Origin of the sequence: Brevundimonas sp. (assembly GCF_030704825.1) — a bacterium.
Classification (GTDB): Bacteria; Pseudomonadota; Alphaproteobacteria; order Caulobacterales; family Caulobacteraceae; genus Brevundimonas.
In genome coordinates, this window is sequence record NZ_JAUYNX010000008.1 from 22854 (window position 1) to 46950 (window position 24097).

Sequence of the window (24097 nt, forward strand, 5' to 3'; positions counted from 1 at the left end):
GGGATGACAACGCGACGCGACCGTAATCGTTCAGCCACGGTTCCGGGGGGCTTTCAGACCAGGGCGGACGGATGTGCGCTTCGGAGGGGCGACGTCAGCTCAGATAGTTGAGCAGGGAGACCTGTCGCAATTGGCTGATCACCTGCGCCGAAGCCTGGATGGCGACCTGCGACAGCTGCAGGTCAGTAATGGCCGCGGCCATATCGGCGTCGGTCCGTCCCGCGACCAGTTCGTCCAGCGCGCTCTTCTGGGCCTCGTGCCCCGCGGTCACGCTCTCGACCTGTTTGGCCAGCGAGCCCGTCTTGGCGATCTTGTCGACCACTGCGGTTCCGGCCTGTTCGAGTTCGCTCAGCCGCGCGGCGAGAAAGGTCTTCTGATCCTCGGTCAGCCTGCCGGTCAACGGTCCGGATCCGGGCGTGGTGTGATAGGCTTGTATCTCGCGCAGGATGGCCAGGACGTCCGTGCCCAGTTCGTCCGCGAGGAACCCCGTCTCCAGCGTCGTACCTTCGGCGACGCGGCTGGCCGTCTTCAGAGTGTCGTTGCTGAACAGCGAAGCCACGTCGGGCGCCGCCAGCACCTCCGACAGGTTGGCGGCGTCGAGCGGCGCCGTGGAGGTCGAGGCGCCGGCGAACAGATAGCCGCCGTGGTGGCGCATGTTCAGGCCGCCGCGGATCGACTGGAACTGACCCTCCAGCTCCAGCATCAGCGAGCCGCCGGAGTCTGTCGATATCGCGCCGGCGAGAGCCTCGCGAACGCCCGAAATGCCGTCGTTGATCTGGTTCATGGCCAGATCCTGCGTGGTCAGGCGGGCGGACACCGCGTCAGCCGTGTCAATGAAACCCTGTATCCGGCTCTGTGAGCCTTTCAAGGCTGTCAGGGTCTCCGACTGGCGGCCGAAGCCGGTCAGGTCGGTCGCGTTTTTCTGGGTCGAGACCCGCTCCTGGGCGTCGGCGGCCCGGGTCTGGGCCCGCATCAGGTCAAGCAGGGCCGACTGGTAGTTCCCGAAGGTGGCGACGCGGGTCATCAGACCATCCCCATCAGCGTATCGTACATGTCCTTGGCCGCCTGGATCAGCCGGGCCGAAGCGTTGAATGCCTGCTGATAGGTGGTCATCAGCACCAGCTCCTCGTCCAGATTGACCCCCTCGTGGGCGGTCTGGCGCGCGCTCGCCTCGGTATAGAGGGCGTCCGCGGTCTCTTTCTGGTTCCTCGCGGCGGCCGCCTTGCCGCCGATTTCTCCGGCCAACTCGGATGCGTACCGAGACACCGAGATCGAGCCGCCCGAGGAATCGCCCGCGGCCTGGAAATTCGCTGAACGCTCGCCCGCGTCAGCCAGCAACAGGGCGCCGCGGCCGTCGCCGGTGCTGAGCGCCTGGGTTCCGGTCGCCGCCGACAGGTTCAACTGGGCCAGGGCCAACCGGGACGGACTCTGCCGGATGTCGGCGCGCAGGGAGAAGCCGTCGGCCCGGGATGAACGTACGCCGCCGCCGATGCCGAACAGTTCGGTCACCGAAACGCCGGACGGGACTTGGGTCGTCCGGTCTTCCAGTACGCTCAGGGTCGGGGCGGGATTGCCGTAGCCCGTGAAGGCGAGCGACCCGTCGGCGGCCAGCGAGAAGGCCCCGAACCGCCCGATCCCGGTGGCGGAGTCATTCAGCGCCGCCATCAGGTCGCCCACGGACCCGCCGGCCGGCACGGCGACCTGCAGATCGCGCAGGCGTGAGCCGTTTTCACCGGTGAAGCGGAAGGTCAGGGTTTCGCCGGCCGTGAACCCGTGCGGCGAGGCCGCCGTCAGGCCGTTGTCATAGAAGGTGGGACGATCGGTCGAGACCAGGTCGTTCAGGCCGAAATAGTGCGAGAAGCCTCGGCCTGCCTTGTCCGACGGGCTGGCCGCGTCGTCGGCGATGGCGACGCCGTTCGAGCCGCTCGCCGCGAGGGTCAGATGGCCATCGACGAAACTGGCCGTCGCCGCCCCTCCGAGTTGCGTGTTGAGCACGCCCAGGAAGCTCGCCGGAGTCGCCGCCACGCCATTCACCGTCATGGTCGCGCCCGAGAAGACGACATCCACCCGGGTCTGGACGATCCCGGCGGCGTTGGTGATCGCGATCGTGGTCTGGCCCGAGAAGCCCGCGATGGCGCTCTCGAAGGTCTGGCCGACGTTGCGGCCCGTCAGGCTGGCCGGCGCCGGCACCGCCGAATTGGCGTTGTGCGCGCGGTTCAGCTCGTCCGCGACATGGGCGACCAGTTCGGCCAGCCGCTCGGCCGCGGCGGGCGCCTCGACATCGCGCAGTTCGACCAGCCCCTTGATCTCGCCCGAGACGACGCTGTCCAGCAGCGAACGCTTCTGCCCCCCGGGCTCGGTGACCCATATTTCGTTGAAGGCGGTTTCGCCGGTGATCGTGCCGGCGCGGTTGTAGCTGAGCGTGGCCGCGCCCTCGCCAGCCAGCAATGTGCCCGCGCCGGTGCGGATCGACACGCCCCCGACCGGCCGAACCGAGACGCGGACGTCCATCAATTCCGCGAGTTGACCGATCAGGGCCGACTGGGCCGTCTCCGCGCCCGACGCATCGCCGTCCACGGCGGTGGCGCGGGCGATCTCGAGGTTCAGGCCCTCGATCTGCTCCAGCAGGCTGTTGGTTCGCTCGACCGCGCTCTGGATGCGGCTGTCCGCGTCCTCGCGCACGGCCTGAATCTGCCTGGCGATGCGCCCGGCCTCGTCGAACAGCGCCTGGGTCCGAAACAGAGCGTCCTGACGCCGCGGCGAGGAGGTCGGATCCTCGCCGCTGGCGGCGAAGGCCGAGAAGACGCCGTCGACCTGCGAGAAAAAGCCCGTTTCGCCGCCCGGATCCCCGAACAGCGACTGGATGCGGTCGTAGAGTTCGTGCCGCACGCCCTGGCGCGCGGCCTCGGCCCCCGCGTTCAGACTGGCGGCCTGCAGGAACCGGTCGGTGGCCAGGCGGATACGGGCCACTTCCACGCCCGAACCCACGCCCTGGCTGGTCATGGTCCGCTGCTCGGCGATCTTGCGGACGTAGCCGGGCGTATTGACGTTGGAAACGTTGTCCGAGACGACGCGCAACTGGGTCTGCGCCGTGGCCAGGCCGGAGCTGGCCGTGTTCATGATGGCGCTCAGCGACATTGCGGGCCCTCCATCAACGCGGCGCCCGGCAAGGCCTGCCAGCCGACGCGCGTTTTTTGCCCGGCTTCGCTCGCTGGCGCTTTTGGCAAGTTACTGAAAATACGCACGATCGCGTTTCGTACCTGGGTCATGATCGACTGGGCGCGCAAACGGCGGGCCACGCGCGCCAACGGGATAGACCGGGTCCGTCGGGCCGATGCGGCGCCGGGCAAGAATCGTCGCCACACGGCAAGTTTCGACTGAGCATCGCCCGGGGCGGCGCTCCTCTCTATCGGATTTCGACCGGGTATTCCGTAGCTTAGGCCGCGCGGCCTGTCTGGCCCGCGACTTGCGCCGGACCGTCGGAATGTCCGGCGCAGCAGGCGCCCCCGTCACCCTCGCCCCCTCGGCGAACCGCCTTTCCGGGACCATGTCCGCCCTCACCCTGTTGTCCGTCATCGCGCCAGTCGGCCCCCGCGCCCCGCAAGGGTCGTCGGGCGAGGCCGCGTCCGGATTCCAGGGCATCCTGGCGGGCCTGACAGGCACGGACTCCATATCTCCGCAAGCACCGGCTGATGAAGCCGCGACCGGATTCGAGAGCGCCCTGGCGACTCTGACAGACGAGGGCTCCCATCCACCGGCTGAGGCCGCCGGGTCCACCGGAGACGGAGCCGACCTCGACGCACGGGACGCCGGGGGCTTTCCGGCGACTCTCATCATCCCGCCGCTCCCGTCGGCCCATCCCGCAGCCGCGAATCCCGGCAGCGGAGCCGTGTGCGATGGCGCGGCAGACACGCGCCCTCCCACCGGACCGGCGATCGTTCCCGACGGGCCCTCGGCGGCTGACGCCCAGTCTCGCGCCGCCACCGGGGTCGTCGCCGATTCCGGCGCGGCGCCGGCGGCCGCAGCCCTGCCTCTGCCCTTGGACGGAGCCTCGTCGCGGACGGCCGTCGCGCCCGAGGCCCCGCTCCCGGCCGCGGACGCCAAATCTCCCTTGCAGCCGCCGGCGAGCGGGCCGTCGCCGCAGGCCGGGACGGGAGCCGAGGCCAAGGTCGGCGCGGCTCCCGTCTCCACCTCCGCGCCGCCGACAACCGCCCCGCCGTTGCGCCCGCTCGCCGAACGGACCTCCCGGCCGACGGACGGTCCTGCGGAGACATCCGGAGCCGTCGCACGCGCGACGGACCCCACGACGCCCGCCGCGGCGACGCCCGCCTCGCGCTCCGGTCCCGATCAGACGGCCAGGCCTCCGGACTCGGCAGCCGCCTCGATCGCGGACGCCGCGCCCGACGTCGAGAGCGGGGCTCCGCCCGCCGATCTGGCGCCCGCCGGCGAGAGCGTCGCCGCCGAAGCGCAGACGCCGGCCGCCCCGCGCGACACAGGCCTGTCCCAGCTGTCGCGGGCCACGATCGACGCCACGGCCCAGATCGCCGCCCAGATCCTGCGCAAACTCGAAGGCCGGTCGACGCGGTTTGAAATGGCGTTGACGCCCGACGACCTTGGACGCGTGGACATCCGCCTGGACATCGACACGGAAGGTCGGCTGAACGCCCGCCTCGCCTTCGACAATCCGGCGGCCGCCACCGACCTGAGGGGGCGGGCCGACGAACTCCGTCGCCAGCTGGAGGACGCCGGCTTCCATCTCGCCGACGACGCCTTCGAATTCGCCGAACGCGACAGCGGCTCCAGCGCCTTCGACCGGGGTCACGACCATCGCAGCGGTCAGTCGCGGGCCTTCGCCGCCGCCTCGCGCCTCAACGCCGAAATCGACGTCGCCCAGCCTCCACGCTGGCTGACGCTCTCCCTCTCGCCCTCGGGCGTGGACATGAAGGTCTGAAACCGATGGTCGACTCCATCACCAACACAGCCGCGAATGCGACCAACCGGATCGGCGCCGGCTCGACCATGCTGGCCTCGAACTTCGAGACCTTCCTGGCCCTGCTGACCTCGCAGTTGAAGAACCAGGATCCCCTGTCGCCAGTCGATTCGAACCAGTTCACCGCCCAACTGACCCAGATGGCCGGCGTGGAGCAGCAGCTGCTGACCAACGACCTGTTGAAGGGTCTCCTGGAGGCCCAGGGCGGCGGCGGCCTGGCTGGAGCTGCCACCTATATCGGCAGGGACGCCACCGCCGCCTGGTCGGCCACGAAATTCACCGACGGCGAGGCGACCTGGAGCTACGAACTGGCGTCGAACGCCGCTTCGACGACGCTGCAGGTCCTGGACGGCTCTGGCAATGTGGTCTGGTCCGGCGACGCGCCCGACAAGACCACGGGCGTCCATGATTTCACCTGGGACGGCGACGCCAGCTCCGGCAACGATGGCCAGGAGGGTCAGGTCTACACGCTGAAGATCGTGGCCAGGGACGCCGCCGGCGGCGCGATCGACAGCCAGGTCCTGACGCGCGGCCGCATTACTGGCGTCGAGATGTACGACGGCGAGCCCTACCTGACCGTCGGCAACTCCATTCTGCCTCTCTCCACCGTGATCGCGCTGGAAGAGGCGAGCACGGCCGCCAAAGACGACGACCAGACCCTGCTGGATTCCCTCAACCCCATGAACCTGTTCTCGTAAGGAGCTTCGCGCCATGAGCATCAACAGCGCCCTTCTGGCCGGCGTTTCCGGCCTGACCGCCAACTCGGCCGCCCTGGCGGCCATCTCGCAGAACATCGCGAATGTGAACACCATCGGCTACAAACGCACCGCCGGCGAGTTCCAGACCGTGATCAACAGTCAGTCGCAGGGCGCCGGCTATTCCGCCGGCGGCGTCCTCGCCACCGCGCGCCACTTCACCAGCCAGAACGGCCAGTTGCAGCGCACGACCTCGAACACCGATCTGGGCATTGCGGGTCAGGGCTTCTTCGTCGTGACCGAACAACCCGAGAACCTGCAGGTCACCGACAGCCGCCTGTTCACCCGCGCCGGCGCCTTCAGCGTCGACAACCTCGGCTATCTGAAGAACACCGCCGGCCTTTACCTGCAGGGCTGGCCGGTCGATGCGGAAGGCAACATCGCCACCGATCCGTCCGACCTGAACCGCCTGCGCACCATCAACGTCGGCTCGGTCGGCGGCACCGCTGAGGCCACCACCCGCATCCAGCTGAACGCCAACATCAAGTCCAGCCAGCTGGTTTCAGCCGAGGCGACCGACGCCGCCGCGGTTCCGGTCGGAGCCAACGCCTACGATCCCGCGACCAACTCCATGGCCATGTGGGACGCGGAAACCGGCGCAGGCGTCAAACCGGACTTCGAACTGACCATTCCGGTGTCGGACTCCAAGGGCGGCCAGCGCACCGTGGCGATTTCCTTCCTCAAGAGCACCGTGCCGAACCAGTGGTACGCCGAGATCCGCGCCATCCCCGCTTCCGACGTCGTCACCGGTGCCGGCTTGGCCAACGGCCAGCTCAAGACCGGTCTCGTGGCCTTCACCCAGGACGGGCGGCTCGACGTGGACGCCATGACGGCCCTCGGGGCCCAGGCCCTGTTCCCGGATCCGACGACCGCGGCCCTGAATTTCGGCGCGTCGGACGGCGGCGCCCCCGCGGCCGGGGCGTTCAACTGGGCCCCGGATCTGGGCATCGACGACCAGTCCCTGACCTTCGACCTCACGGCGGCCACCGGCGGCCTGACCCAGTACGACAGCGCCTCGGTGGTCCAGGCCGTGCTGACCAACGGCACTGCCTTCGGCAACCTCTCCGAGGTCAAGATCGACGACAGCGGCTTCGTTACCGCCATCTTCGACAATGGCGTGACCCGGCAGATCGCCCAGATCGCCCTCGCCACCTTCCCAAGCCCGGACAGCCTGACCCAGACCTCCGGCAACGCCTATCGGGTCAGCCAGGGATCCGGCACCTACAATCTCAAGGCCGCCGGCACCGGCGGGGCGGGTTTGATCGGTTCCTCCCAACTTGAGGCCTCGACCGTCGACCTGTCGGCGGAGTTCACGGGCCTGATCACCACCCAGCGCGCCTATTCGGCTTCCTCCAAGATCATCACCACTGCGGACGAAATGCTGGCCGAGCTCATCAGCATCAAACGCTGATACTTGAGTAACAAGGCGTAAACCTCAATGAATCCTTCGTTGAATATTGAGACCGTGGACGGAGGGCATTTTAGCCTTTCCTTCACCACGACGCTTAAACGGCCCTTAGCCGCCGACCGCTACGGTTCACTCATAGTGGTGGTGGTCAATGAGGCATAAGCCCATGTTGCAAGAGCGACGCCTTAACAATCGAGGCGAACAGTACGTGGTCGGGCCGACGGGCACTCCCCTGACGCTGCACGACCTTCCCCCGGCCAATACGGACCGGTGGGTGATCCGTCGCAAGGCGGAGGTCGTGGCCGCGGTTCGCGGCGGACTGATCAGCCTGGATGATGCGCTTGCGCGCTACCGGCTGACGGCCGAGGAATTCCTCGCTTGGCAAAAGGCGATCGACAAATGGGGCATGCAGGGCCTGCGCACGACGCGCATCCAGCACTACGGCCGCCCGTAAACACAACATCTCCCCGGCCTGACGGCCGCTCCCGGAAACGAGGGCGGCCGTTGTCGTTCCGGCCTCGAATTAGCGCCGCTTTCGCACTAGATAGCCCGCCATGACGCTCGCCGAGCCCCTTTGCCCCGTGCCGAATATCGCCCCCATGACCGGCAAGGCCGACATGGACCGGGCGATCGAGTCCGCGCGCGCGGCGGTCGGCCTGCCGGTCGGGTCGCGCGTCGTGGCGGCCATGTCGGGCGGGGTGGACTCCACCGTCGTCGCGGCCCTGCTGCACAAGGCGGGCTATGACGTCGTGGGCGTCACGCTCCAGCTCTACGACCACGGCGCGGCGCTGAAGAAGAAGGGCGCCTGCTGCGCCGGTCAGGACATTCACGACGCCCGGCTGGCGGCCGAGACGCTGGGCATCCCCCACTATGTCCTCGACTACGAAAGCCGTTTCCGGGACGCCGTCATCGACCAGTTCGCCGACAGCTACCTGGCCGGCCAGACGCCCGTGCCCTGCATCCGCTGCAACCAGACGGTCAAATTCCGCGACCTGCTGGACGTCGCCCGCGACCTCGGTGCGGAAGCCATGGCGACCGGCCACTATGTCCGGCGCTCTGTGGTCAACGACCGCGCCCAGATGCGCAAGGCGATCGACCATTCGCGCGACCAGTCCTACTTCCTGTTCGCCACCACGGCGCAGCAACTGGACTATCTGCGCTTCCCGCTGGCCGATCTGGAGAAGCCGCAGGTGCGCGGCGTCGCCGCTCAACTGGGCCTGCGCATCGCCGCCAAGCCGGACAGCCAGGACATCTGTTTCGTGCCCAACGGCGACTATCGCACCCTGATCGACAAGCTGCGTCCGCAGGGCCGCGAGGCTGGCGAGATCGTCCACATGGACGGTCGCGTTCTGGGCGGCCATTCGGGCATAACCGATTACACCATCGGCCAGCGCCGCGGCCTGAACGTCGCCGTCGGCGAGCCTCTGTTCGTGACCCGGCTGGACCCGGTCAAACGTCACGTCATCGTCGGCCCGCGCGAGGCCCTGCTGACCGCCTCCCTGACGCTGGACGAGACCAACTGGCTGGGGGACGAGCCCTCGATCGAGGCGGCGGCCGAAGCCGGCGCCCCCGTTCTGGCGCGCGTCCGCTCGACACGCCCGCCCTCTCCGGCCCGACTTTCGCTGATCGACGGTGCTGTCGCCGTGACCTTTGCGACGGGCGAGGAGGGCGTGGCCCCGGGTCAGGCCTGCGCCCTCTACGACCCCGCGGATCCCGACCGCCTGCTCGGCGGCGGCTTCATCAAGACGACCGCCGCCGTTGTCTGACGAATCCGACGATGCGCTGGCGCTCTCCTTGCGCCCCGGCCTGCCTGCGGAATTCCTGTACCTGTGCCGGTCCTTCCCCCGTCAGCGATGGAGCATGGACGGGCTGCATCCCACCGCGCGGCGCTGGCTTCACATGCATGGGGGCTTTCGTGCGCAGCAGGTGGAGATGGGCGCGATGATTGACAGATGGCGCGCCGGAACGATCGACGCACGCGCGCTGCATCGCGTCCTGATACCGGCCCTCCAGCAGTTCCTGCAGCATCTCGACGGCCACCACCGGATCGAGAGCGGGACACTATTTTCCCGCCCTGCGGCAGCTGGAGCCGCGCATCGCCGCGGGCATAGATTTGCTGGACCGCGACCACGACGCCATCCACGCCCATATCCAGGCCATGGTGGAGACGGGCCGCACCCTGCACGAGGTGGTCGTCGCCGGGGCCGCGGATGCCGGGGATCATGTTCATGGACTGGCCGATGTGCTCGATCTCGCAGCGCCGCAGTTGGCCCGGCACCTGGACGATGAAGAGGATATCGTGATCCCCCTGATCGCCCTGCGTGGCGATCCGCTGGGCTGACGCAGGCACGGCCCGGGGATTAAATCGGCGACAGGTCGCATCTGAAATGATGTCCTGCCCCCTCAGGTGATCACCACCATCGATCAACAGGGGCTTCCGATGAAATTCACCACCGTCTGCAGTGCGTCCGTTTTGGCGCTCATCATGGCTGCGCCGCTGGCGGCAACGACGGTCCGCGCCGAGCCCGCCGCCCATGCCAGGCAATCCCCCGAAGCGCCGAAGACCTATACCGCCGCCGAATTCTTCCAGACCCGCAGCTACGGCATGTCGAGTCCCGCCGGCCTGGGCTTCTCGGCCGACGGCCAGTCGATCCTGATCAGCAGCGACGAGACCGGCGTTTTCAACGCCTGGGCCCTGCCCGTCTCCGGCGGCGCGCCCGTCCAGCTCAGCGCTTCGACCACCGTCGCGACCCGCGGCCTCAGCTATTTCCCCACTGACGGCCGGGTCCTGCTGGCCGCCGACAGCGGGGGCGGCGGCAGCGAACTGACCCATGTCTATGTCCGCGAACTTGACGGAACGATCCGCGACGTGACGCCCGGGGAGAACGTCAAGGCCGACCTGCTGGGCTGGAACGCCGCGCGGGACACGTTCTTCGTCACGTCCAACCTCCGCGATCCGGAAGTCTTCGATCTCTATGCCTACGATCCCGCCACCTACGAGAGCCGGCTGGTGTTCCAGAACCCGGGCATGTTCATCGCCGACATCTCGCCCGACGGCCGCTGGCTGGCCATCGACAAGCCGAACACCAGCGCCGACAGCGATGTCTATCTGGTCGATCTCCAGGGCGACAAGGAACCGCGCCTGATCACCGCTCATGAGGGCGCCGTCTCCTACGGGACCTACGCCTTCACACCCGACAGCCGACAACTGGTCTACGGCACCGACCAGCACGGCGAGTTCAACCAGGCTTGGACCCATGACCTGACGACCGGCGAGAAGGCGCCCCTGATCCAGGCCGACTGGGACGTCCAGTTCGTCAGCTATTCGCCATCGGGCCGCTATCGCGTCTCGGCCCTGAACGCCGACGCCTCAACCGAGCTGACCCTGCTCGACACCGCCACGGGCCAACCCGCCCGCCTGACCGGTCTGCCGGGCGGCGACATCGGCCAGGTGCGCTTCAACGCAGACGAAACCCTGATCGCCTTCACGATCTCATCCGACACTTCGCCCAATGACGTCTATACGGCGGACCTCGCAACCGGAGAAACACGACGGCTGCTGACCGCGCTGAATCCGGTCATCAGCGAGGCGGACCTGGTCGAGTCCAGCGTCGTGCGCTACACAGCCTCGGACGGAACGATGATACCGGGCGTGCTGTACCGGCCGCGCGGCGCCTCGGCGGCCCATCCCGTCCCGGCCATCGTCTTCGTCCACGGGGGCCCGGGCGGCCAGAGCACCCGTGGCTATTCGCCGATGATCCAGCATCTGGTGAACCACGGCTACGCGGTGCTAGCGGCCAACAACCGCGGCTCCTCCGGCTACGGCAAGACCTTCTTCCACATGGACGACCGCGCCCACGGCGAGGCCGATCTGCAGGACATCGTCGACGCCGGGAACTGGTTGAGGGCGCAGGACTGGGTCGCCGACGACCAGGTCGCGGTGATGGGCGGGTCCTATGGCGGCTACATGACCGCCGCGGCCCTGGCCTTCCACCCCGAGGCCTTCGAGGCGGGCGTCAACATCTTCGGCGTGACCAACTGGGTGCGGACGCTTGAGTCCATCCCCGCCTGGTGGGGGGCCCAGCGCGAGGCCCTGTTCGACGAGATGGGCGATCCGGCTGTCGACGCCGAACGCCACCGCCGCATCTCGCCGCTGTTCCACGCCGCCAACATCCGGCGACCCATGCTGGTGGTGCAGGGCGCCAACGATCCGCGCGTGCTGCAGGTCGAGAGTGACGAACTGGTCGCCGCCGTGCGGGCCAATGACGTGCCCGTGGAATACGTCCTGTTCCCCGACGAGGGTCACGGCTTCCAGCGCCGCGACAACCGCATCACGGCCCAGGAAGCGTATCTGAAGTTCCTGGACGAATACGTCCGGCATTGAGGTCGCACGCGGACGCCGGCGGGTTCAGGCCTCGCCCGGCGTCCGCGTCGGCATCAGCTTCCTGCGCTGCCGGACCAGGGCCAGGGGCCGCCCGTCCGGTGCGTGCGCCACCCCGTCCTCGACCGCCCAGCCGCCGCCGACGTCGCGGCTGGTGAAGAGGAAATGGGCCCAGCCGTCCGGCGAGGTCTCCGGCGTGATCGCCGTCAGCAGGTCGGCCCTCAGATCGACGCTGGCGGAAATGATCGGCGGGGCCGGCAAGGCCGTGAAATACGTCGGGTACAGGCCATCCAGCAGAAACAGCAGCCGCGCCTCGTCCAGCGGCGCGCCGTCCGCCGTCCGCATCCAGCAGCCCAGTTCCGGCGTCTGTCCGGCGTTCGCGCCAAACAATTTCGGTCCGGCGACGAAGCGGTGCTCGATGTGGCGGGTGAACCAGGGACCGAACCGGGGGTCCATCGGCGTGGCCTCCAGCTCGTCCACCGGCGTCGGACGGATGCTCAACGGCGTGATCACCGGGCCATCGACGTCGCGTCCGAATGTTCCCAACGCCTGGATCGCGGGGCGGCCGGCCTGACCGCCCGTGACGGCGGCATAGGCGACGTTGCGGCCGCCCCGGTTCATCTCCGGGGTGAAGACCACATCCTCGAACCGGGCCGCCGCCAGATACTGGATGGTCAGCGACTGCAGCGGCGTCTGGACGCCCAGCCCCTGTCGCATCGCTCCGGCCGCCAGCGCCGCCATCAGGCCGCCGAAGGGCGCGCCGCGCTCCTGGGGGGCCGACTGGGGCGCATTCGAGAAGCCGCCGGTCAGGCGGGCGGTCAGGCCTCCGGCTCCGTCGTCGGTCAGGGCGAGGGCCTCGGCGAGCGTCTGCTGGGTCATGCGTCCGCCATATCGTGAGCGAAAGACGGGCGGAAGACCGAAGACCTCCGCCCGAGTCGAGGGATCCGGAAACGCCGCAAGCGGGCTCGCCGCGTGTCCGTAGCCAAACAAGACTGACCCAGTCCGTTCGGATTGGCAACCCTCTTGCCAAAAGACTGACGCGAGGTCACTTTCGTCCGTATGGGACGCACCGCAGACTATTCTCGACAGAGCTGTTCGATCGCCGCCACGCTCGAGGTGATTGGCGATCCGTGGACGCTGCTGGTGATCCGCGACGCCTTCAACGGCGTCAGCCGTTTCGAGCAGTGGCAGGAGCGTCTGGGCGTGGCCCGGAATGTTCTGGCGGCCCGCCTCAAGAGCCTGGTCCAGCACGGCGTGCTGGAGCCTCGGCTGTATTCCGAACGGCCGCCCCGCAACGAATACGTCCTGACCGCCAAGGGCAAGGACCTGTACGGAGTGCTGGTGACCCTGCACGGCTGGGGCGCCAAACACGTCTATGGCGAGGCCGACTCGGGCATCGCCATGATCCACAGGACCTGCGGCCATGACCTCGCCCCCCGCATCGCCTGCGGCCACTGCAACGAGATCGTCAAGCCGCGCGACATCCTGCTGACCATGGCCGAAAACCGTCCGACGGTCGGCGAGATGATGCCCCGGGAACGGACCGACGAAGAGGCCGCCTGATCCATGGCCGCGCCCGTCACCGTCATCGGCAGTCCCGTCTCGCCCTATGTGCGCAAGGTGCTGGCCGTCTGCGCAATGAAGGGCGTCGAGGTCGAGCTCGACCCGATTTCGCCGATGATGGGCAATGACGATTTCGAACGACTGAGCCCGCTGCGGCGCGTGCCGGTCTGGATCGAGGGCGACCTGACCCTGTGCGACTCCAGCGTCATCGTCCAGTACATCGAAGAGACCCGGCCCGGGCCGTCGTTGTGGCCCGCCGATCCCGCCGAGCGGGCCAAGGCCCGCTGGCTGGAGGAATTCGCCGACACCCGTCTGTTTGACGTGCTCGGCTGGCGGCTGTTCTTCCAGATCGCGCTCAAGCCCCGCTTTTTCGGAACCGAGGCCGACCCGGAGATCGTGGAGAAGGCCCGCGACGTCGAACTGCCCCAGATCCTCGACTATCTGGAAGGTCAGATGCCGGAGAGGGGCTTCCTGTTCGGCGGACTGACCATGGCCGACCTGAGCCTGGCGCCCGCCTTCGCCAACGCCGGCGCAGTGCAGGTCGATGTCGACGCCTCCCGCTGGCGGAAGCTGGCCGCCTGGCTGGAACGGATGGAGGCGGAGACGCCGCTCGGTCCGCTGAACAAGCTGGCCCGCACCCTGATGCGCACGCCGCTCCACGCCCACCGCGACCGCTTGCCCGAGTTCGGCCTCGCCGCCGCCTCGCGCAGCTGGGCCGGCGAAGGCTACCGCCGCGGGCCGATGACGCCGGCCTAGCCGTCAGGTAACGGCGCCTTCCCGCAAACGCCCGTTGGAGCGATTGTGCATCCATGGGACGAGGGCTGATCATCACGGCCGTGCTGGGCTTGCTGCTGGCCGGCTGGCCCGCGGCCGCCACCGCTCAGAAACCCGGCGCCCGGAATCCCTCCGTCCAGAATCCCGCCGCCATCCAGCAGGCCGTCAACCAGGGCCAGCAACTGATGCGGTCCGGGCGGGCCAACGAGGCCGAACCCCTGCTCCGCCGCGCGGCCGAGGACGCCGAACGCCTGTGGGGCGCGACCTCGCCGGACGCCGGAACCCTGACCATTCTCTGGGCCGATGCCCTGCACGAGGCCGGCCGGACGCAGGAGGCCGAGGCCGCCTATCGCCTGTCCCTGTCGCGGCTGGAGCGGGTCAATGAGCCCGGCCACCCGATGATCGGCCTGGCGCTCAATAATCTGGGCCTGAACCTGCATGAACAGGGCCGCTACGCCGAGGCGTTGGCGGTTCTGGAGCGGGCGGTGGCGATCCGGACCGCGATCGAGGGCGAGGCCGGCGCAACCTTGGTCTCGATGAGCAACCGGGCCGTGGCGCTGAAGGCGCTGGGGCGGTTCGAGGAGGCGGATCTCCTGTACGAACGGGTGCTGGCGGCGCGGCGGCGCGGCGGCGATCCGCTGGATCTGGCCACGACCCTGAACAATCTGGGCGCCAACCGGCTGATGATGGATCGGCCGGACGAGGCGGAGACGGCGCTGCGCGAGGCGCTGGCGTTGCGCGAGGCCGGGCTGGGCGGCAGTCATCCGCTGACAGCCCAGACGCTGAGCCTGCTGGCCGATGCCCTGGCGGCGCAGGGCCGGTTCGAGGCCGCGGCGATGATGCAGCGCCGGGCGCTGGACACCTTCGGGCCCGACGCGGACCCGGTCGAGCGGGCCGCCGCCCTGGCCAATCTGGCCGACATCCTCAAGTCGCTGGACCGGAACGAGGAGGCCCTGCCCCTCGACCGCGCGGCCTTCGACCTGACGCGGACGGCCCTGGGGACCGGGCATCCGGAGACGCTCGGCGCCATGATCGGACTGGCGGACTCCCTGCTGGCCACCGGCGCGGCGGTCGAGGCCCGGCCTCTGCTGGTCGAGGCATTGCGGCTGCAGGCCAGGGCGCTGGGACCGGATCATCCGGCGCGGCTGCAGCCCCTGTTCCTGCTCGGCGTCGCCGAGGGCGAGGCCGGCGATCGCGCGGCCGCTATCGCAGCCCTGCGCGAGGCGGCGCGGATCGCCGACGTCGCCCTGCCGCCGGACCACCTGGCGCGCATAGGAAGCCAGGCCAATCTGGGCGCCGCCCTCGCCGCCGACCGGAAGCCCGACGAGGCCTTGCCGCTGCTGCGGACGGCAGGCCGTTCCCTGCGCGCCGACCGGGGGCGCCGCCCGGATCCGGAACGGACCCGGCGCGAGCTCGAGGCCTGGCGCCGGGTGTTCCGTCTGACCGTCACCGCCGCCTGGGACGCGGCCGCGTGATCTTGCGCTTTGGCCGGTTTGCGCCGATCTAGCCGCCGTCCCTGTTCCCCTGGATTCCGCTTCATGTCCGATCCCGTCGTCATCGTCTCCTTCGCCCGCACGCCGATGGGCGGCTTCCAGGGCGCCCTGTCCGGCGTCAAGGCGACCGAGCTGGGCGCGACGGCGGTCAGGGCCGCGGTCGAGCGGGCGGGCGTGCCTCCGGCGAAGATCGAGCAGATCTACATGGGCTGCGTCCTGCCGGCCGGCCTCGGTCAAGCGCCGGCGCGCCAGGCGGCGATCGGCGCCGGGCTCGGCCAGCATGTGGAGGCGACGACGGTCAACAAGATGTGCGGCTCGGGCCTGCAGGCGGTGATGATGGCCTCGGACTCGTTGGCCGCCGGCAGCGCCGATGTCATCGTGGCGGGCGGCATGGAGTCGATGTCCGGCGCTCCCTATCTGATGACCAAGCACCGCGGCGGGGCCCGCATCGGCCACGATATCATCGTCGACAGCATGTACATGGACGGGCTGGAGGACGCCTATACGCCCGGCAAGCTGATGGGGGCGTTCGCCGAGGACTCGGCCCGCACCTATCAGTTCACCCGCGAGGCGCAGGATGAATACGCCATCGAGAGCCTGAACCGGGCCCGCGAGGCCATCGCCTCGGGCGCCTTCAAGGCCGAGATCACGCCGGTCGAGGTCACCTCGCGCAAGGGCGTCGAGACCGTCAGCGAGGACGAACAGCCCGGCCGCGCCATGCCGGAAAAGATACCGCACCTGAAGCCCGCCTTCTCGAAGGACGGCACCATCACCGCCGCCAACGCCAGCTCGATCTCGGACGGCGCCGCGGCCCTGGTGATGACGCGCGAGAGCGTGGCGCGTGCGCTGGGCCTGCCGGTCATCGCCCGCATCGTCAGCCACGCGGCCCATGCCCATGAGCCGGGTCTGTTCACCACCGCCCCGGTCCCCGCCATGCAGAAGGCGCTGAAGAAGGCCGGCTGGTCGGTCGAGGACGTCGACCTGTGGGAGATCAACGAGGCCTTCGCCGTGGTGGCCATGATCGCCATGCGCGACATGGGCATCGATCGGGCGAAGCTGAACGTCAACGGCGGCGCCACCGCCCTCGGCCACCCTATCGGCGCCTCGGGCGCGCGCATCCTGACCACCCTGCTGGCCGCGCTCCAGGCGCGCGGCGGGACCAGGGGCGTGGCCAGCCTGTGCATCGGCGGCGGCGAGGCCGTGGCCGTGGCGGTCGAACTGGCCTGAGGCCGTTCAGCCGGCGACGGCCCGTCGGCCGGGAAGCGGCTTGTCGAAATCCGCTTCCATGGCCTAGCCTCGGCCTCAGGAGAGCCCCATGACCCTCAATCGCCGAACCGCCCTGGGCCTCGCCGCCCTGGCCGTGACGACCCGCCCTGCTATCGCCATGACACCGGTGTCTCAGATCGCGCCGCCCGACCCGGCCGAGACGATCCGGCTGTGGCCCGGCCCGGCGCCCGGCGGGGAGGGTGTCACGGTCACGCCGCAGGTCGTCGAGCGATCGACCGACCCCGCCTTCCATGACCGCTTCGCCCGCTACACCACCGACCCGATCCTGACCGTGCTGAGGCCTGATCGACCGAATGGCGCCTCCCTGCTGCTGATACCCGGCGGCGGATACAAATGGGCGGTGGTCGACAAGGAGGGGATGGACTGCGCCCGGGTGTTCACTGCGGCGGGGATCACCTGTTTCGTGCTGCGCTACCGCCTGCCCGGCGATGGCTGGGCCGCGGGACCCGATACGCCGCTGCAGGACGCCCAACGCGCGCTGCGGCTGATCCGGTCGCGGGCGACGGCCGACGGGCTGGACCCCATGCGCGTCGCCGTGCTCGGTGCGTCGGCGGGCGGCCATCTGGCGGGGATGCTGACGGCGCGATCCGATGCGACCTACGCCGCCGTTGACGAAGCCGATGCCGCCTCCCACCGCCCCGACCTGAGCGTTCTGATGTACCCGGTGGCGACCATGGCGGATCCCCATGTCCATGCCGGATCGCGGCACGAATTGCTGGGGCCGGCGCCCACGCCGCAGGCGATCGACCGTTATTCGCTGGAGCGGATGGACTGGACCGGCCGGCCGCCGACCTTCCTGCTGCATGCGATCGACGACGGGGCGGTCCCGGTCGAAAACAGCCTGCTGCTGCTGGCGACCCTGCGCGCGGCCGGAATCCCGGCCGAGGCACATCTGTTCCAGGAGGGCGGCCATGGCTTCGGGGTCCGCCTGATCCAAGGCCGGCCAGCCGCCGCCTGGCCGCGACTGGTCCTGGCCTGGGCGGCGCGCCATGGCTGGATCGGCTCCACCTGATCCTCACGCCCATCCCGGGGACAGCCCCCGGGAACGCCATGGCCTCAGCGCGACGGCCAAACATCCCGGGCCGGCTGGAACCCGCCGGGGGTCTGGCCGCCCTCATCGTGGGGATCGTCCGGCCGCGACGTTGCCAGCGCTCGCGAGGCCCCGTCGCGGCGCATGAGACGGACCAGAGACGCCGGACCGGCGGTCAGCACGATCATCGTCACCTCCTGACATTGCGAATCGTTTGCAGATTTGCGCGGAACCCGACCGCATGGCAAGTCCGTTTGCGGATGGCGATCCGTACGGAGCATCACCCATGCGTGAAGACGGAAAGCTGGATTATCTCGAACTACCGGGCGGCGACCTCGGCGCGGTGAAGGCCTTCTACGGCGCGGCGTTCGGCTGGGCCTTCCAGGATTATGGACCGACCTACGCGGCCTTCGACGAGGGGCTCGGTGGCGGCTTCGACGGCGACGCCGTGTCGGACAAGCCCCTGCCCGTCCTGTTCGCCCGCGATCTCGAGGCCGTGGCCGCAAAGGTCGAGGCGGCCGGAGGCGTGATCGTCAAGCCGATCTTCGCCTTCCCCGGCGGCCGGCGGTTCCATTTCCGCGATCCCGCCGGAAACGAACTGGCCGTCTGGTCCGAGACCTGACCGTCATCGGCAAAAGCTGCGGCGACTGCGGCCTGTGCTGCAAGCTGATGGGCGTGACCGCGCTGGACAAGCCGGCGGGCAAATGGTGCCGGCATTTCGGCAGGACGGGCGGCTGCGCCATCTATGACGACCGTCCGGACGACTGCCGCGTGTTCAATTGCCTGTGGCTGCTGACCGAGGCGCTGGACGACAGCTGGAAGCCGACCACGGCGGGCTTCGTGCTGCACAGCGAACAGGGCGGCGCCCGGCTGGTGGTAGAGTGCGACGCGGCGCGCCCGCACGACTGGCGACGTGAACCCTATCAGGCGACGTTGCGGCGGTGGGCGGCAGCGCCGGGACAGGAGGTTCTGGTGTTCGCCGGCCGTCGGGGCGTGCGGCTGGGCGATCCCGACACCGCGGTGCGCCGGGCCTGAAGCGCGGTCAGCGGACGTCCACCGACTGGGCGATTCGCTCGGCCAGGGCGCGGTCGGCGCCGTCCAGGCTCATGGTCCAGACGTGGATCTCGCGCGGCGCGTCGGGCCGTTGGAAGAGGTGCTCCATGGCGTGGCGCACGCCGTCCTCGGTGGACACGACGGAGGCGCGTCCGCCGGCCTCGACCATCTGGCCGCTGTAGATCGGAAACTGCGACGCCGGTCCGGCATAGATCATGACGAACGACCGGCCGCCGCCCCGGATCGTATAGATGCGGAAGTCGGGGCCGGGGCGACCGGTCACAATCTCGAAGCCCGACGGCAGGTCGGCGGTGAACGGCAGGGCCGCGCGGGCGGCGCTGTCGAGGACGGTGACGCCCGGGGCGGCCGGCGGGGGCGCGGCTTCGGCGGCCGGAGCGGGAGCCGGGACCGGCGTCTCGACGGGCCGGGCGACGGCGGGAACCGCGGCCGGTGGCGCCGTCGGGCGCGAGGGAGCCGCGGCAGGCGGGGCGACCGGGTTCGGTCGCGGCAAGGGCGCGAGATCGGCCGCGGCCGGAACGGCTCGGGACGGCGGGGCGGCCGACGGTGCAACCGGAGCCGGGGCGGTGGAGCTGGGAGCCGGCGCGGCGGCTCGGGGGGCGGGAGCCGGCGTCGGGACCGGGGCTGGCGCGACAGTCGACGCCGGGCGAACCGTCTCCGACGGAGGCGCGGTCGGGACGGAGGGTCGGGGGGCCTCGACCGGAACGGGCGCGGGCGCCAGATAGGATGCCGGAACCGGCGGACCGCTGTTCAGGTCGAAGGTCACGGCGCTGCCCGGCGAGGCGGGCGCGGCCGGCGGGGTCTGGGGCGAGGTGCTCTGGGCTTGGGCCGCTCCGGCGAGCAGCAGGGCCACAAGGGCGGCGGGGGCGGAGGGGGCAGCGGTTTTCATGGGCCGAACTTTCCCCCTTCAGCCAGCGAACGGCAAGGCCCTGAGGACATAGGCGACCGCCGCCGTCACCCCCGACGCGGCGACGGCCAACCCCGCGAACCAGGCCAGCCGCTTCCAGAGCGGACCGCGAGGCTCTTCAGGTCCGGGCGGCGGGACCGGCTCAATGATGATAGCCCGCCTCCGCGTCGATCTTGCCCCGGAAGACCCAGTAGACCCAGGCCGTATAACCCAGGATCGCCGGCAGGATGACGGCGGTCCCGGCCAGCATCAGCCCAAGGGCGTTGTCCGGCGCGGCGGCTTGGCGGAAGTCGATGGCGTAGGGCACGATATAGGGCATGAAGCTAGCCGCCAGCCCGAGATAGCCGGACAGAAACAGCAGAAGCGCTCCCGCGAACGGCCAGCGGTGCGAGCCCCGGCGGGCCATGCCGACGACCAGCCAAAGGCCGGCCAGGCCGAGCGCCGGAATGGCCAGAAGCGGCGCCAGCGTCGGCCAGTGCGGGACGAAGCTGTCCGACAGGTCGAAACCCCAGCGCAGGGCGATGCGCGGATGAACGAACAGGGTCGCCAGACTGACCCCGGCGAGCAGGGCTCCGACGGCCGCCGCGCTGACCAGCGTCCAGCGCCTTGCGTCCCCATGCAGGTTGTCGCGGGTCTTCATCATCAACCACGTCCCGCCCAGCAGGGCGTATCCGGCCACGATGCCCGCCGCGACCAGCAGGGTATAGGGCGTCAGCCAGTCGAACGGCCCTCCGGCGAAACGCCCGTCCTCGACGGTCACGCCCTGGATGAAGCCGCCGAGGATCAGTCCCTGGGCCACGGCCGTCAGGATCGAGCCGCCGGCGAACATCTGGGTCCAGAATTTGCGGCCGCGGTCGCGCGCGCGGAAGCGGAACTCGAACGCCACACCGCGCAGGATCAGCCCGGCCAGCATCAGCAGCACCGGCAGATAGAGCGCCGGCATCAGCACCGAATAGGCCAGCGGAAACGCCGCCAGCAGGCCGCCGCCGCCCAGCACCAGCCAGGTTTCGTTACCGTCCCAGACGGGGGCGATGGTGTTCATCATCACGTCCCGCTCATCCTTCGACCGGGCGAAGGGGAACAGGATGCCGACGCCCAGATCGAAACCGTCGAGCATGACGTAGAGCAGGACGGCCGTAGCGATCAGCCCGGCCCAGATCAGCGGCAGGTCCAGCATCACGCGCCCTCCTCCGGCGTCGTGTCCCGGGGCGCCTTGGCTAGTGGCGATCCGGGCGCCCGGTCCTGACGCGGCGCGGGCTCGGCCGCGGCGGCGGCGGGCCCCTCGGCCATGAGGCGCAGGATGAACAGGGCCCCCGCCGTGAAGACGATGGCATAGACCACGACATAGGCGATCAGGCTGGTCGCCACCTCGCTCGCGGTGACCGGAGAAACCGCGTCGCGCGTCCTCAGCACCCCCTGCACCACCCACGGCTGGCGTCCGACCTCCGTGACCATCCAGCCGGCGAGCACGGCGATAAAGCCGGACGGCCCCATGACCACGCAGAACCGGAGGAACCACGGCGTCTCGAACAGTTTGCGCCGCCAGACAAGGACCGCGCCCGACGTCCCGAGGACGATCATCAGCAGGCCCAGCCCGACCATGATGCGGAAGCCGAAAAAGGGGATGAAGGGCGGCGGCTGGTCTTCGCGGGGCCAGGCGTCGAGACCCTGGATGACCTCGTCCCGGGGCAGATTCTGAACGACGTTGCCGAACCCGGGAATGGAAACCTGGAGATGGTTTCTCTGCGCCTTCCGATCGGGGATGCCGAACAGGTGCAGAGGCTGGTCAGCCCGGGTTTCCCAATAGCCCTCGATCGCCGCGGTCTTGGCAGGCTGGTATTTATGGGTCGCTTCGCCGGACAGATGCCCGGCGACGAGTTGCAGGGGCGAGAGCACGGCGACCAGACTCACCGCCATGACCAGGGCGATCCGGCTCTCGGTCCAGCCCTCGACGGCGCCCTTCGCCCGTTCCTTCAGCACCCGGTAGGCCGAGGCCGCCCCGACCACCAGGCCGGTCGTCAGGAAGGCCGCCAGCAGCATGTGCGCCAGCCGGGTCGGCAGGCTGGGATTGAAGATGACCGCCATGTAGTCGGTCGCCCGGAGCGTACCGTCGGCCATGATCTCGAAGCCTTGCGGCGTCTGCATCCAGCTGTTGGCCGACAGGATCCAGAAGGCCGACACCGTGGTGCCGACCGCCACCAGCACGGTGGCGAGGAAATGCAGGCGCGGCCCGACCTTTTTCCAGCCGAACAGCATGACGCCCAGGAAGGACGCCTCGAGAAAGAAGGCGGTCAGCACCTCATAGGCCAGCAACGGACCGATGACGCCCCCGGTCAGGCGGATGAATTCCGACCAGTTGGTGCCGAACTGGTAACTGAGCACCACGCCGGAGACGACGCCCATGCCGAAGCTGAGGGCGAAGATCTTGACCCAGAACAGGTACAGCACCTTGAAGGCGTCGCGACGGGTCCAGAGCCACAGGCCCTCGAGCACGGCCAGAAAGGCCGCCAGGCCAATGGTGAAGGCGGGAAACAGGATGTGAAAGGCGATGGTGAAGGCGAACTGCAGTCGCGACAGCAGAAGCGCGTCGAATTCCACGGCGTTCCATCCTCACTGATCCCGGCGGCTGAAACATGCGCCCGGGTTCGTTGAGTGTCGATGCGCCATCCGCCGCGCGGCGGAACGCCGCGATCAGGCCGCCGGCAGTTCGATCCAGAAGGTCGCGCCCTCGCCCGGCGTGGAGATCACGCCGATGGAGCCGCCCTGAAGCTCGACCAGGCGCTTGGCCAGGGCCAGGCCGATGCCATGGCCCTCGACGGTCGAGCGCTCGAGGCCAAGCCGGTTGAAGGGCTCGAACAGCTGGGTCTGCTTTTCGGGCGACAGGCCCGCGCCCCGATCGATCACCTCGATCCGCACGCCGTCGTAAATCTTGCTCGCGCGGAAGAGGACCACCCCGCCTTCGCCGCCGTATTTGACGGCGTTGGAAGCCAGGTTGGCGATGACCTGGGTCAGGCGCTGGGAGTCGGCCAATGCTACCAGGCCGTCGCCCTCGGCGACCACATCCAGCCGCATGCCCTGGGCGTCGGGACGAAGGGCGGTGGTCCGGCGGACGTCTTCCAGCACGCCGGGGACGTCGGTGGGGCGCAACTCGACCTTGACCGCGCCGGACTCGGCCCGGGCCACGTCCAGCAGGTCATGCGCCAGCGCCTCGACCTGACGCGCGGTCTTGACCAGCATGTCGGCCATTTCGGCCTGGGTCGACGAGACCGGCCCAAGCTGCCCGGCCTTCCACAGTTCGCCGATGCCGATCACGCCTCCGACCGGGCTCTTGATCTCGTGGGCGACGTTGGCGAGCAGGCGGGACTTGGCCTCAGAGGCTCGCTCGGCGCGAACCTGGCCCGCCTTGGCCCGGTCCGACAGCCGGTCGCGTTCCTCCAGGAGGGCGGCGACCAGCAGCATGGGCAGGTAGCCGAACAGGACCAGAAGCTGGGCCATCATGGCCCGGTCCGGGCCTTCGAACATGCCGTAGGGGCCATAGCCGCCCATGCTTCCGCCCACGGCGAGGATCGTGACGATCACGAGCGCGGCCGTGACGCCGATCATGCGCAGCCGCACGGCGATCAACAGCAGGACCGGGATGATGAGGAACCCCGCCGGAATGGCGGTCCGGGTGAAGACCAGGACCGACAAGGCGGTCAGTCCGCCGAGCAGGACCACGGCTTCGGCCGTCCTGGCCGGGGCGCGAAGGCGCGCGACTTCGCGCCGCGTCACCGCCAGGCCGAAACTGCCGATCACGGCCACGCTGAGCGTGTGGCCGAACCACCAGGTCCGGGCCGTGTCGAGAAAGTCCGCTCCGTTCATCCACCACAGCATTCCGCCAGCGAAGGCGGCGGCCGGAATGGGAGCGATGACGGCCGCGCTCAACAGAAAACGGCAGGCGCCCTGGACCGAGGCGAGGTTCAGGGTCGGCGCGAACCGTCGCGCCAGCAAGACCGCGACGAACACGTCCAGCATGTTGGCGACGGTGAACATCGCCGTCAGCTCGAGCGAATTCCCGGCCAGCAGATTGCCGGCCGCGAAACCCGTGGCGATCAGGCCGCCGAAAGACAGATCGTAGAGGGCGCCGCGAGAGGTCCTGAGCCAGACCGCGACGGCCAGGCCGCCTGCTCCCCACAGGGCGGCCACGGCGTCCGCGGACCGGGCGTAGGTGATGGCCAGCACCACCAGCACCATGACCGCCATGGCGGCGAAGACCGGCGCGATGGGCTGGCCGAGCCCCGTCAGCGCCGGCCCGGCCGACGTCAACTTCCTGGCGACCGCCTTCGATGGCTTGAGAGCGCCAGAAGTCGGCTCCAGGGGATCGAGCGCGCGGCTCATGGTCATCTTCGGGTCCGGACGGGCGTTTGTCTTCCGGTTACCTAGTCCCGCGCTTCCTAAT

24 protein-coding genes are annotated in these 24097 nt (G+C 69.4%); 14 read left to right on the forward strand and 10 right to left on the reverse strand.

Translation table 11 applies throughout. From position 1 onward, the window contains the following. Window positions 1-94 precede the first annotated feature (94 nt). The 3 genes from Q8Q71_RS03075 to Q8Q71_RS03085 are packed head-to-tail and all read right to left on the reverse strand — an operon-like array spanning window position 95 to window position 3299. A complete protein-coding gene (locus tag Q8Q71_RS03075; protein ID WP_305758172.1) occupies window positions 95-1024 on the reverse strand; it encodes a flagellin in 930 nt (309 codons plus the stop codon). Further along, entirely contained in the window at window positions 1024-3138 is a 2115-nt protein-coding gene (gene flgK, locus Q8Q71_RS03080) for a flagellar hook-associated protein FlgK (RefSeq protein ID WP_305758173.1), read from the reverse strand. The genes Q8Q71_RS03075 and flgK overlap by 1 nt, the downstream gene beginning before the upstream one ends. Beyond that, window positions 3129-3299 (reverse strand): hypothetical protein, encoded by a 171-nt coding sequence (locus tag Q8Q71_RS03085; protein WP_305758174.1) that lies wholly within the window; start codon window positions 3297-3299, stop codon window positions 3129-3131. Before Q8Q71_RS03085 ends, flgK begins: the two co-directional genes overlap by 10 nt. Window positions 3300-4111: 812 nt before the next feature. Between Q8Q71_RS03085 and Q8Q71_RS03090 the strand changes: the two genes are divergently transcribed. From Q8Q71_RS03090 to mnmA, 5 genes are all read left to right on the forward strand, one after another. After that, on the forward strand, window positions 4112-4951 hold the full coding sequence (locus Q8Q71_RS03090; RefSeq protein WP_305758175.1) for a flagellar hook-length control protein FliK: 840 nt from the start codon (window positions 4112-4114) through the stop codon (window positions 4949-4951). 5 nt (window positions 4952-4956) lie between these two features. After that, entirely contained in the window at window positions 4957-5688 is a 732-nt protein-coding gene (locus Q8Q71_RS03095) for a flagellar hook assembly protein FlgD (protein WP_305758176.1), read from the forward strand. Between the two features lie 13 nt (window positions 5689-5701). Further along, window positions 5702-7156: a flagellar hook protein FlgE gene (flgE, locus tag Q8Q71_RS03100; RefSeq protein WP_305758177.1), complete on the forward strand. Its 1455-nt coding sequence runs from the start codon at window positions 5702-5704 to the stop codon at window positions 7154-7156. 163 nt (window positions 7157-7319) lie between these two features. Further along, the gene (locus Q8Q71_RS03105) at window positions 7320-7607 is read left to right on the forward strand and encodes a DUF1153 domain-containing protein (protein ID WP_305758178.1); all 288 of its coding nucleotides are present in this window, start codon (window positions 7320-7322) and stop codon (window positions 7605-7607) included. A gap of 100 nt (window positions 7608-7707) precedes the next feature. Beyond that, window positions 7708-8919: a tRNA 2-thiouridine(34) synthase MnmA gene (gene mnmA, locus Q8Q71_RS03110; RefSeq protein WP_305758179.1), complete on the forward strand. Its 1212-nt coding sequence runs from the start codon at window positions 7708-7710 to the stop codon at window positions 8917-8919. Here mnmA and Q8Q71_RS03115 read toward each other — a convergent pair. Continuing rightward, a complete protein-coding gene (locus Q8Q71_RS03115; protein ID WP_305758180.1) occupies window positions 8894-9193 on the reverse strand; it encodes a hypothetical protein in 300 nt (99 codons plus the stop codon). The two genes, mnmA and Q8Q71_RS03115, sit on opposite strands and share 26 nt — an antisense overlap. Between Q8Q71_RS03115 and Q8Q71_RS03120 the strand changes: the two genes are divergently transcribed. Both Q8Q71_RS03120 and Q8Q71_RS03125 read left to right on the forward strand, forming a co-directional pair. Next, the gene (locus Q8Q71_RS03120) at window positions 9180-9494 is read left to right on the forward strand and encodes a hemerythrin domain-containing protein (RefSeq protein ID WP_305758222.1); all 315 of its coding nucleotides are present in this window, start codon (window positions 9180-9182) and stop codon (window positions 9492-9494) included. The two genes, Q8Q71_RS03115 and Q8Q71_RS03120, sit on opposite strands and share 14 nt — an antisense overlap. Window positions 9495-9593: 99 nt before the next feature. After that, window positions 9594-11537: a S9 family peptidase gene (locus Q8Q71_RS03125; RefSeq protein ID WP_305758181.1), complete on the forward strand. Its 1944-nt coding sequence runs from the start codon at window positions 9594-9596 to the stop codon at window positions 11535-11537. 24 nt (window positions 11538-11561) lie between these two features. Here Q8Q71_RS03125 and Q8Q71_RS03130 read toward each other — a convergent pair whose 3' ends face one another. After that, window positions 11562-12413: an acyl-CoA thioesterase II gene (locus tag Q8Q71_RS03130; RefSeq protein ID WP_305758182.1), complete on the reverse strand. Its 852-nt coding sequence runs from the start codon at window positions 12411-12413 to the stop codon at window positions 11562-11564. 180 nt (window positions 12414-12593) lie between these two features. Here Q8Q71_RS03130 and Q8Q71_RS03135 point away from each other — a divergent pair, with 180 nt between their 5' ends. The 5 genes from Q8Q71_RS03135 (at window position 12594) to Q8Q71_RS03155 (ending at window position 17663) form a co-directional block, all read left to right on the forward strand. Next, window positions 12594-13097 carry a helix-turn-helix domain-containing protein gene (locus tag Q8Q71_RS03135; RefSeq protein WP_305758183.1) on the forward strand — a complete coding sequence of 168 codons (504 nt, stop codon included), beginning with the start codon at window positions 12594-12596 and terminating at the stop codon, window positions 13095-13097. Between the two features lie 3 nt (window positions 13098-13100). Continuing rightward, on the forward strand, window positions 13101-13853 hold the full coding sequence (locus tag Q8Q71_RS03140; RefSeq protein WP_305758184.1) for a glutathione S-transferase family protein: 753 nt from the start codon (window positions 13101-13103) through the stop codon (window positions 13851-13853). Window positions 13854-13906: 53 nt separating this feature from the next. Further along, window positions 13907-15346: a tetratricopeptide repeat protein gene (locus Q8Q71_RS03145; RefSeq protein WP_305758185.1), complete on the forward strand. Its 1440-nt coding sequence runs from the start codon at window positions 13907-13909 to the stop codon at window positions 15344-15346. A gap of 63 nt (window positions 15347-15409) precedes the next feature. Beyond that, on the forward strand, window positions 15410-16591 hold the full coding sequence (locus Q8Q71_RS03150; RefSeq protein WP_305758186.1) for a thiolase family protein: 1182 nt from the start codon (window positions 15410-15412) through the stop codon (window positions 16589-16591). 88 nt (window positions 16592-16679) lie between these two features. Next, window positions 16680-17663, forward strand: a complete 984-nt coding sequence (locus Q8Q71_RS03155) for an alpha/beta hydrolase (RefSeq protein ID WP_305758187.1) — start codon at window positions 16680-16682, stop codon at window positions 17661-17663. 44 nt (window positions 17664-17707) lie between these two features. Here the strand turns inward: Q8Q71_RS03155 and Q8Q71_RS03160 are convergent, their stop codons facing one another. Then, window positions 17708-17869, reverse strand: a complete 162-nt coding sequence (locus Q8Q71_RS03160) for a hypothetical protein (RefSeq protein WP_305758188.1) — start codon at window positions 17867-17869, stop codon at window positions 17708-17710. Window positions 17870-17967: 98 nt separating this feature from the next. Here Q8Q71_RS03160 and Q8Q71_RS03165 point away from each other — a divergent pair, with 98 nt between their 5' ends. Then, window positions 17968-18303 carry a VOC family protein gene (locus tag Q8Q71_RS03165; protein WP_305758189.1) on the forward strand — a complete coding sequence of 112 codons (336 nt, stop codon included), beginning with the start codon at window positions 17968-17970 and terminating at the stop codon, window positions 18301-18303. A 47-nt stretch (window positions 18304-18350) separates the two neighbouring features. After that, a complete protein-coding gene (locus tag Q8Q71_RS03170; RefSeq protein WP_305758190.1) occupies window positions 18351-18716 on the forward strand; it encodes a YkgJ family cysteine cluster protein in 366 nt (121 codons plus the stop codon). Between the two features lie 7 nt (window positions 18717-18723). Here the strand turns inward: Q8Q71_RS03170 and Q8Q71_RS03175 are convergent, their stop codons facing one another. The 4 genes from Q8Q71_RS03175 to Q8Q71_RS03190 all read right to left on the reverse strand — a co-directional run bounded on the left by Q8Q71_RS03175 (window position 18724) and on the right by Q8Q71_RS03190 (window position 24036). Then, window positions 18724-19641 (reverse strand): hypothetical protein, encoded by a 918-nt coding sequence (locus Q8Q71_RS03175; RefSeq protein WP_305758191.1) that lies wholly within the window; start codon window positions 19639-19641, stop codon window positions 18724-18726. A gap of 160 nt (window positions 19642-19801) precedes the next feature. After that, window positions 19802-20836, reverse strand: coding sequence for a cytochrome d ubiquinol oxidase subunit II (cydB, locus tag Q8Q71_RS03180; protein ID WP_305758192.1), 1035 nt, complete (start codon window positions 20834-20836; stop codon window positions 19802-19804). Further along, complete coding sequence (locus Q8Q71_RS03185) at window positions 20836-22257, reverse strand: cytochrome ubiquinol oxidase subunit I (protein WP_305758193.1); 1422 nt, start codon at window positions 22255-22257, stop codon at window positions 20836-20838. The genes cydB and Q8Q71_RS03185 overlap by 1 nt, the downstream gene beginning before the upstream one ends. Before the next feature lie 93 nt (window positions 22258-22350). Next, the gene (locus Q8Q71_RS03190) at window positions 22351-24036 is read right to left on the reverse strand and encodes a sensor histidine kinase (protein WP_305758194.1); all 1686 of its coding nucleotides are present in this window, start codon (window positions 24034-24036) and stop codon (window positions 22351-22353) included. Window positions 24037-24097: the final 61 nt, after the last annotated feature.

What these genes read in the sequence shown, in the direction of transcription:
- Q8Q71_RS03075 (WP_305758172.1), bottom strand. Translation starts at nt 1,024, where the DNA reads ATGACCCGCGTCGCCACCTTCGGGAACTACCAGTCGGCCCTGCTTGAC.
- flgK (WP_305758173.1), bottom strand. Translation starts at nt 3,138, where the DNA reads ATGTCGCTGAGCGCCATCATGAACACGGCCAGCTCCGGCCTGGCCACG.
- Q8Q71_RS03095 (WP_305758176.1), top strand. Translation starts at nt 4,957, where the DNA reads ATGGTCGACTCCATCACCAACACAGCCGCGAATGCGACCAACCGGATC.
- flgE (WP_305758177.1), top strand. Translation starts at nt 5,702, where the DNA reads ATGAGCATCAACAGCGCCCTTCTGGCCGGCGTTTCCGGCCTGACCGCC.
- Q8Q71_RS03105 (WP_305758178.1), top strand. Translation starts at nt 7,320, where the DNA reads ATGTTGCAAGAGCGACGCCTTAACAATCGAGGCGAACAGTACGTGGTC.
- mnmA (WP_305758179.1), top strand. Translation starts at nt 7,708, where the DNA reads ATGACGCTCGCCGAGCCCCTTTGCCCCGTGCCGAATATCGCCCCCATG.
- Q8Q71_RS03125 (WP_305758181.1), top strand. Translation starts at nt 9,594, where the DNA reads ATGAAATTCACCACCGTCTGCAGTGCGTCCGTTTTGGCGCTCATCATG.
- Q8Q71_RS03130 (WP_305758182.1), bottom strand. Translation starts at nt 12,413, where the DNA reads ATGACCCAGCAGACGCTCGCCGAGGCCCTCGCCCTGACCGACGACGGA.
- Q8Q71_RS03135 (WP_305758183.1), top strand. Translation starts at nt 12,594, where the DNA reads ATGGGACGCACCGCAGACTATTCTCGACAGAGCTGTTCGATCGCCGCC.
- Q8Q71_RS03140 (WP_305758184.1), top strand. Translation starts at nt 13,101, where the DNA reads ATGGCCGCGCCCGTCACCGTCATCGGCAGTCCCGTCTCGCCCTATGTG.
- Q8Q71_RS03145 (WP_305758185.1), top strand. Translation starts at nt 13,907, where the DNA reads ATGGGACGAGGGCTGATCATCACGGCCGTGCTGGGCTTGCTGCTGGCC.
- Q8Q71_RS03150 (WP_305758186.1), top strand. Translation starts at nt 15,410, where the DNA reads ATGTCCGATCCCGTCGTCATCGTCTCCTTCGCCCGCACGCCGATGGGC.
- Q8Q71_RS03155 (WP_305758187.1), top strand. Translation starts at nt 16,680, where the DNA reads ATGACCCTCAATCGCCGAACCGCCCTGGGCCTCGCCGCCCTGGCCGTG.
- Q8Q71_RS03160 (WP_305758188.1), bottom strand. Translation starts at nt 17,869, where the DNA reads ATGATCGTGCTGACCGCCGGTCCGGCGTCTCTGGTCCGTCTCATGCGC.
- Q8Q71_RS03165 (WP_305758189.1), top strand. Translation starts at nt 17,968, where the DNA reads ATGCGTGAAGACGGAAAGCTGGATTATCTCGAACTACCGGGCGGCGAC.
- Q8Q71_RS03170 (WP_305758190.1), top strand. Translation starts at nt 18,351, where the DNA reads ATGGGCGTGACCGCGCTGGACAAGCCGGCGGGCAAATGGTGCCGGCAT.
- Q8Q71_RS03175 (WP_305758191.1), bottom strand. Translation starts at nt 19,641, where the DNA reads ATGAAAACCGCTGCCCCCTCCGCCCCCGCCGCCCTTGTGGCCCTGCTG.
- cydB (WP_305758192.1), bottom strand. Translation starts at nt 20,836, where the DNA reads ATGCTGGACCTGCCGCTGATCTGGGCCGGGCTGATCGCTACGGCCGTC.
- Q8Q71_RS03190 (WP_305758194.1), bottom strand. Translation starts at nt 24,036, where the DNA reads ATGAGCCGCGCGCTCGATCCCCTGGAGCCGACTTCTGGCGCTCTCAAG.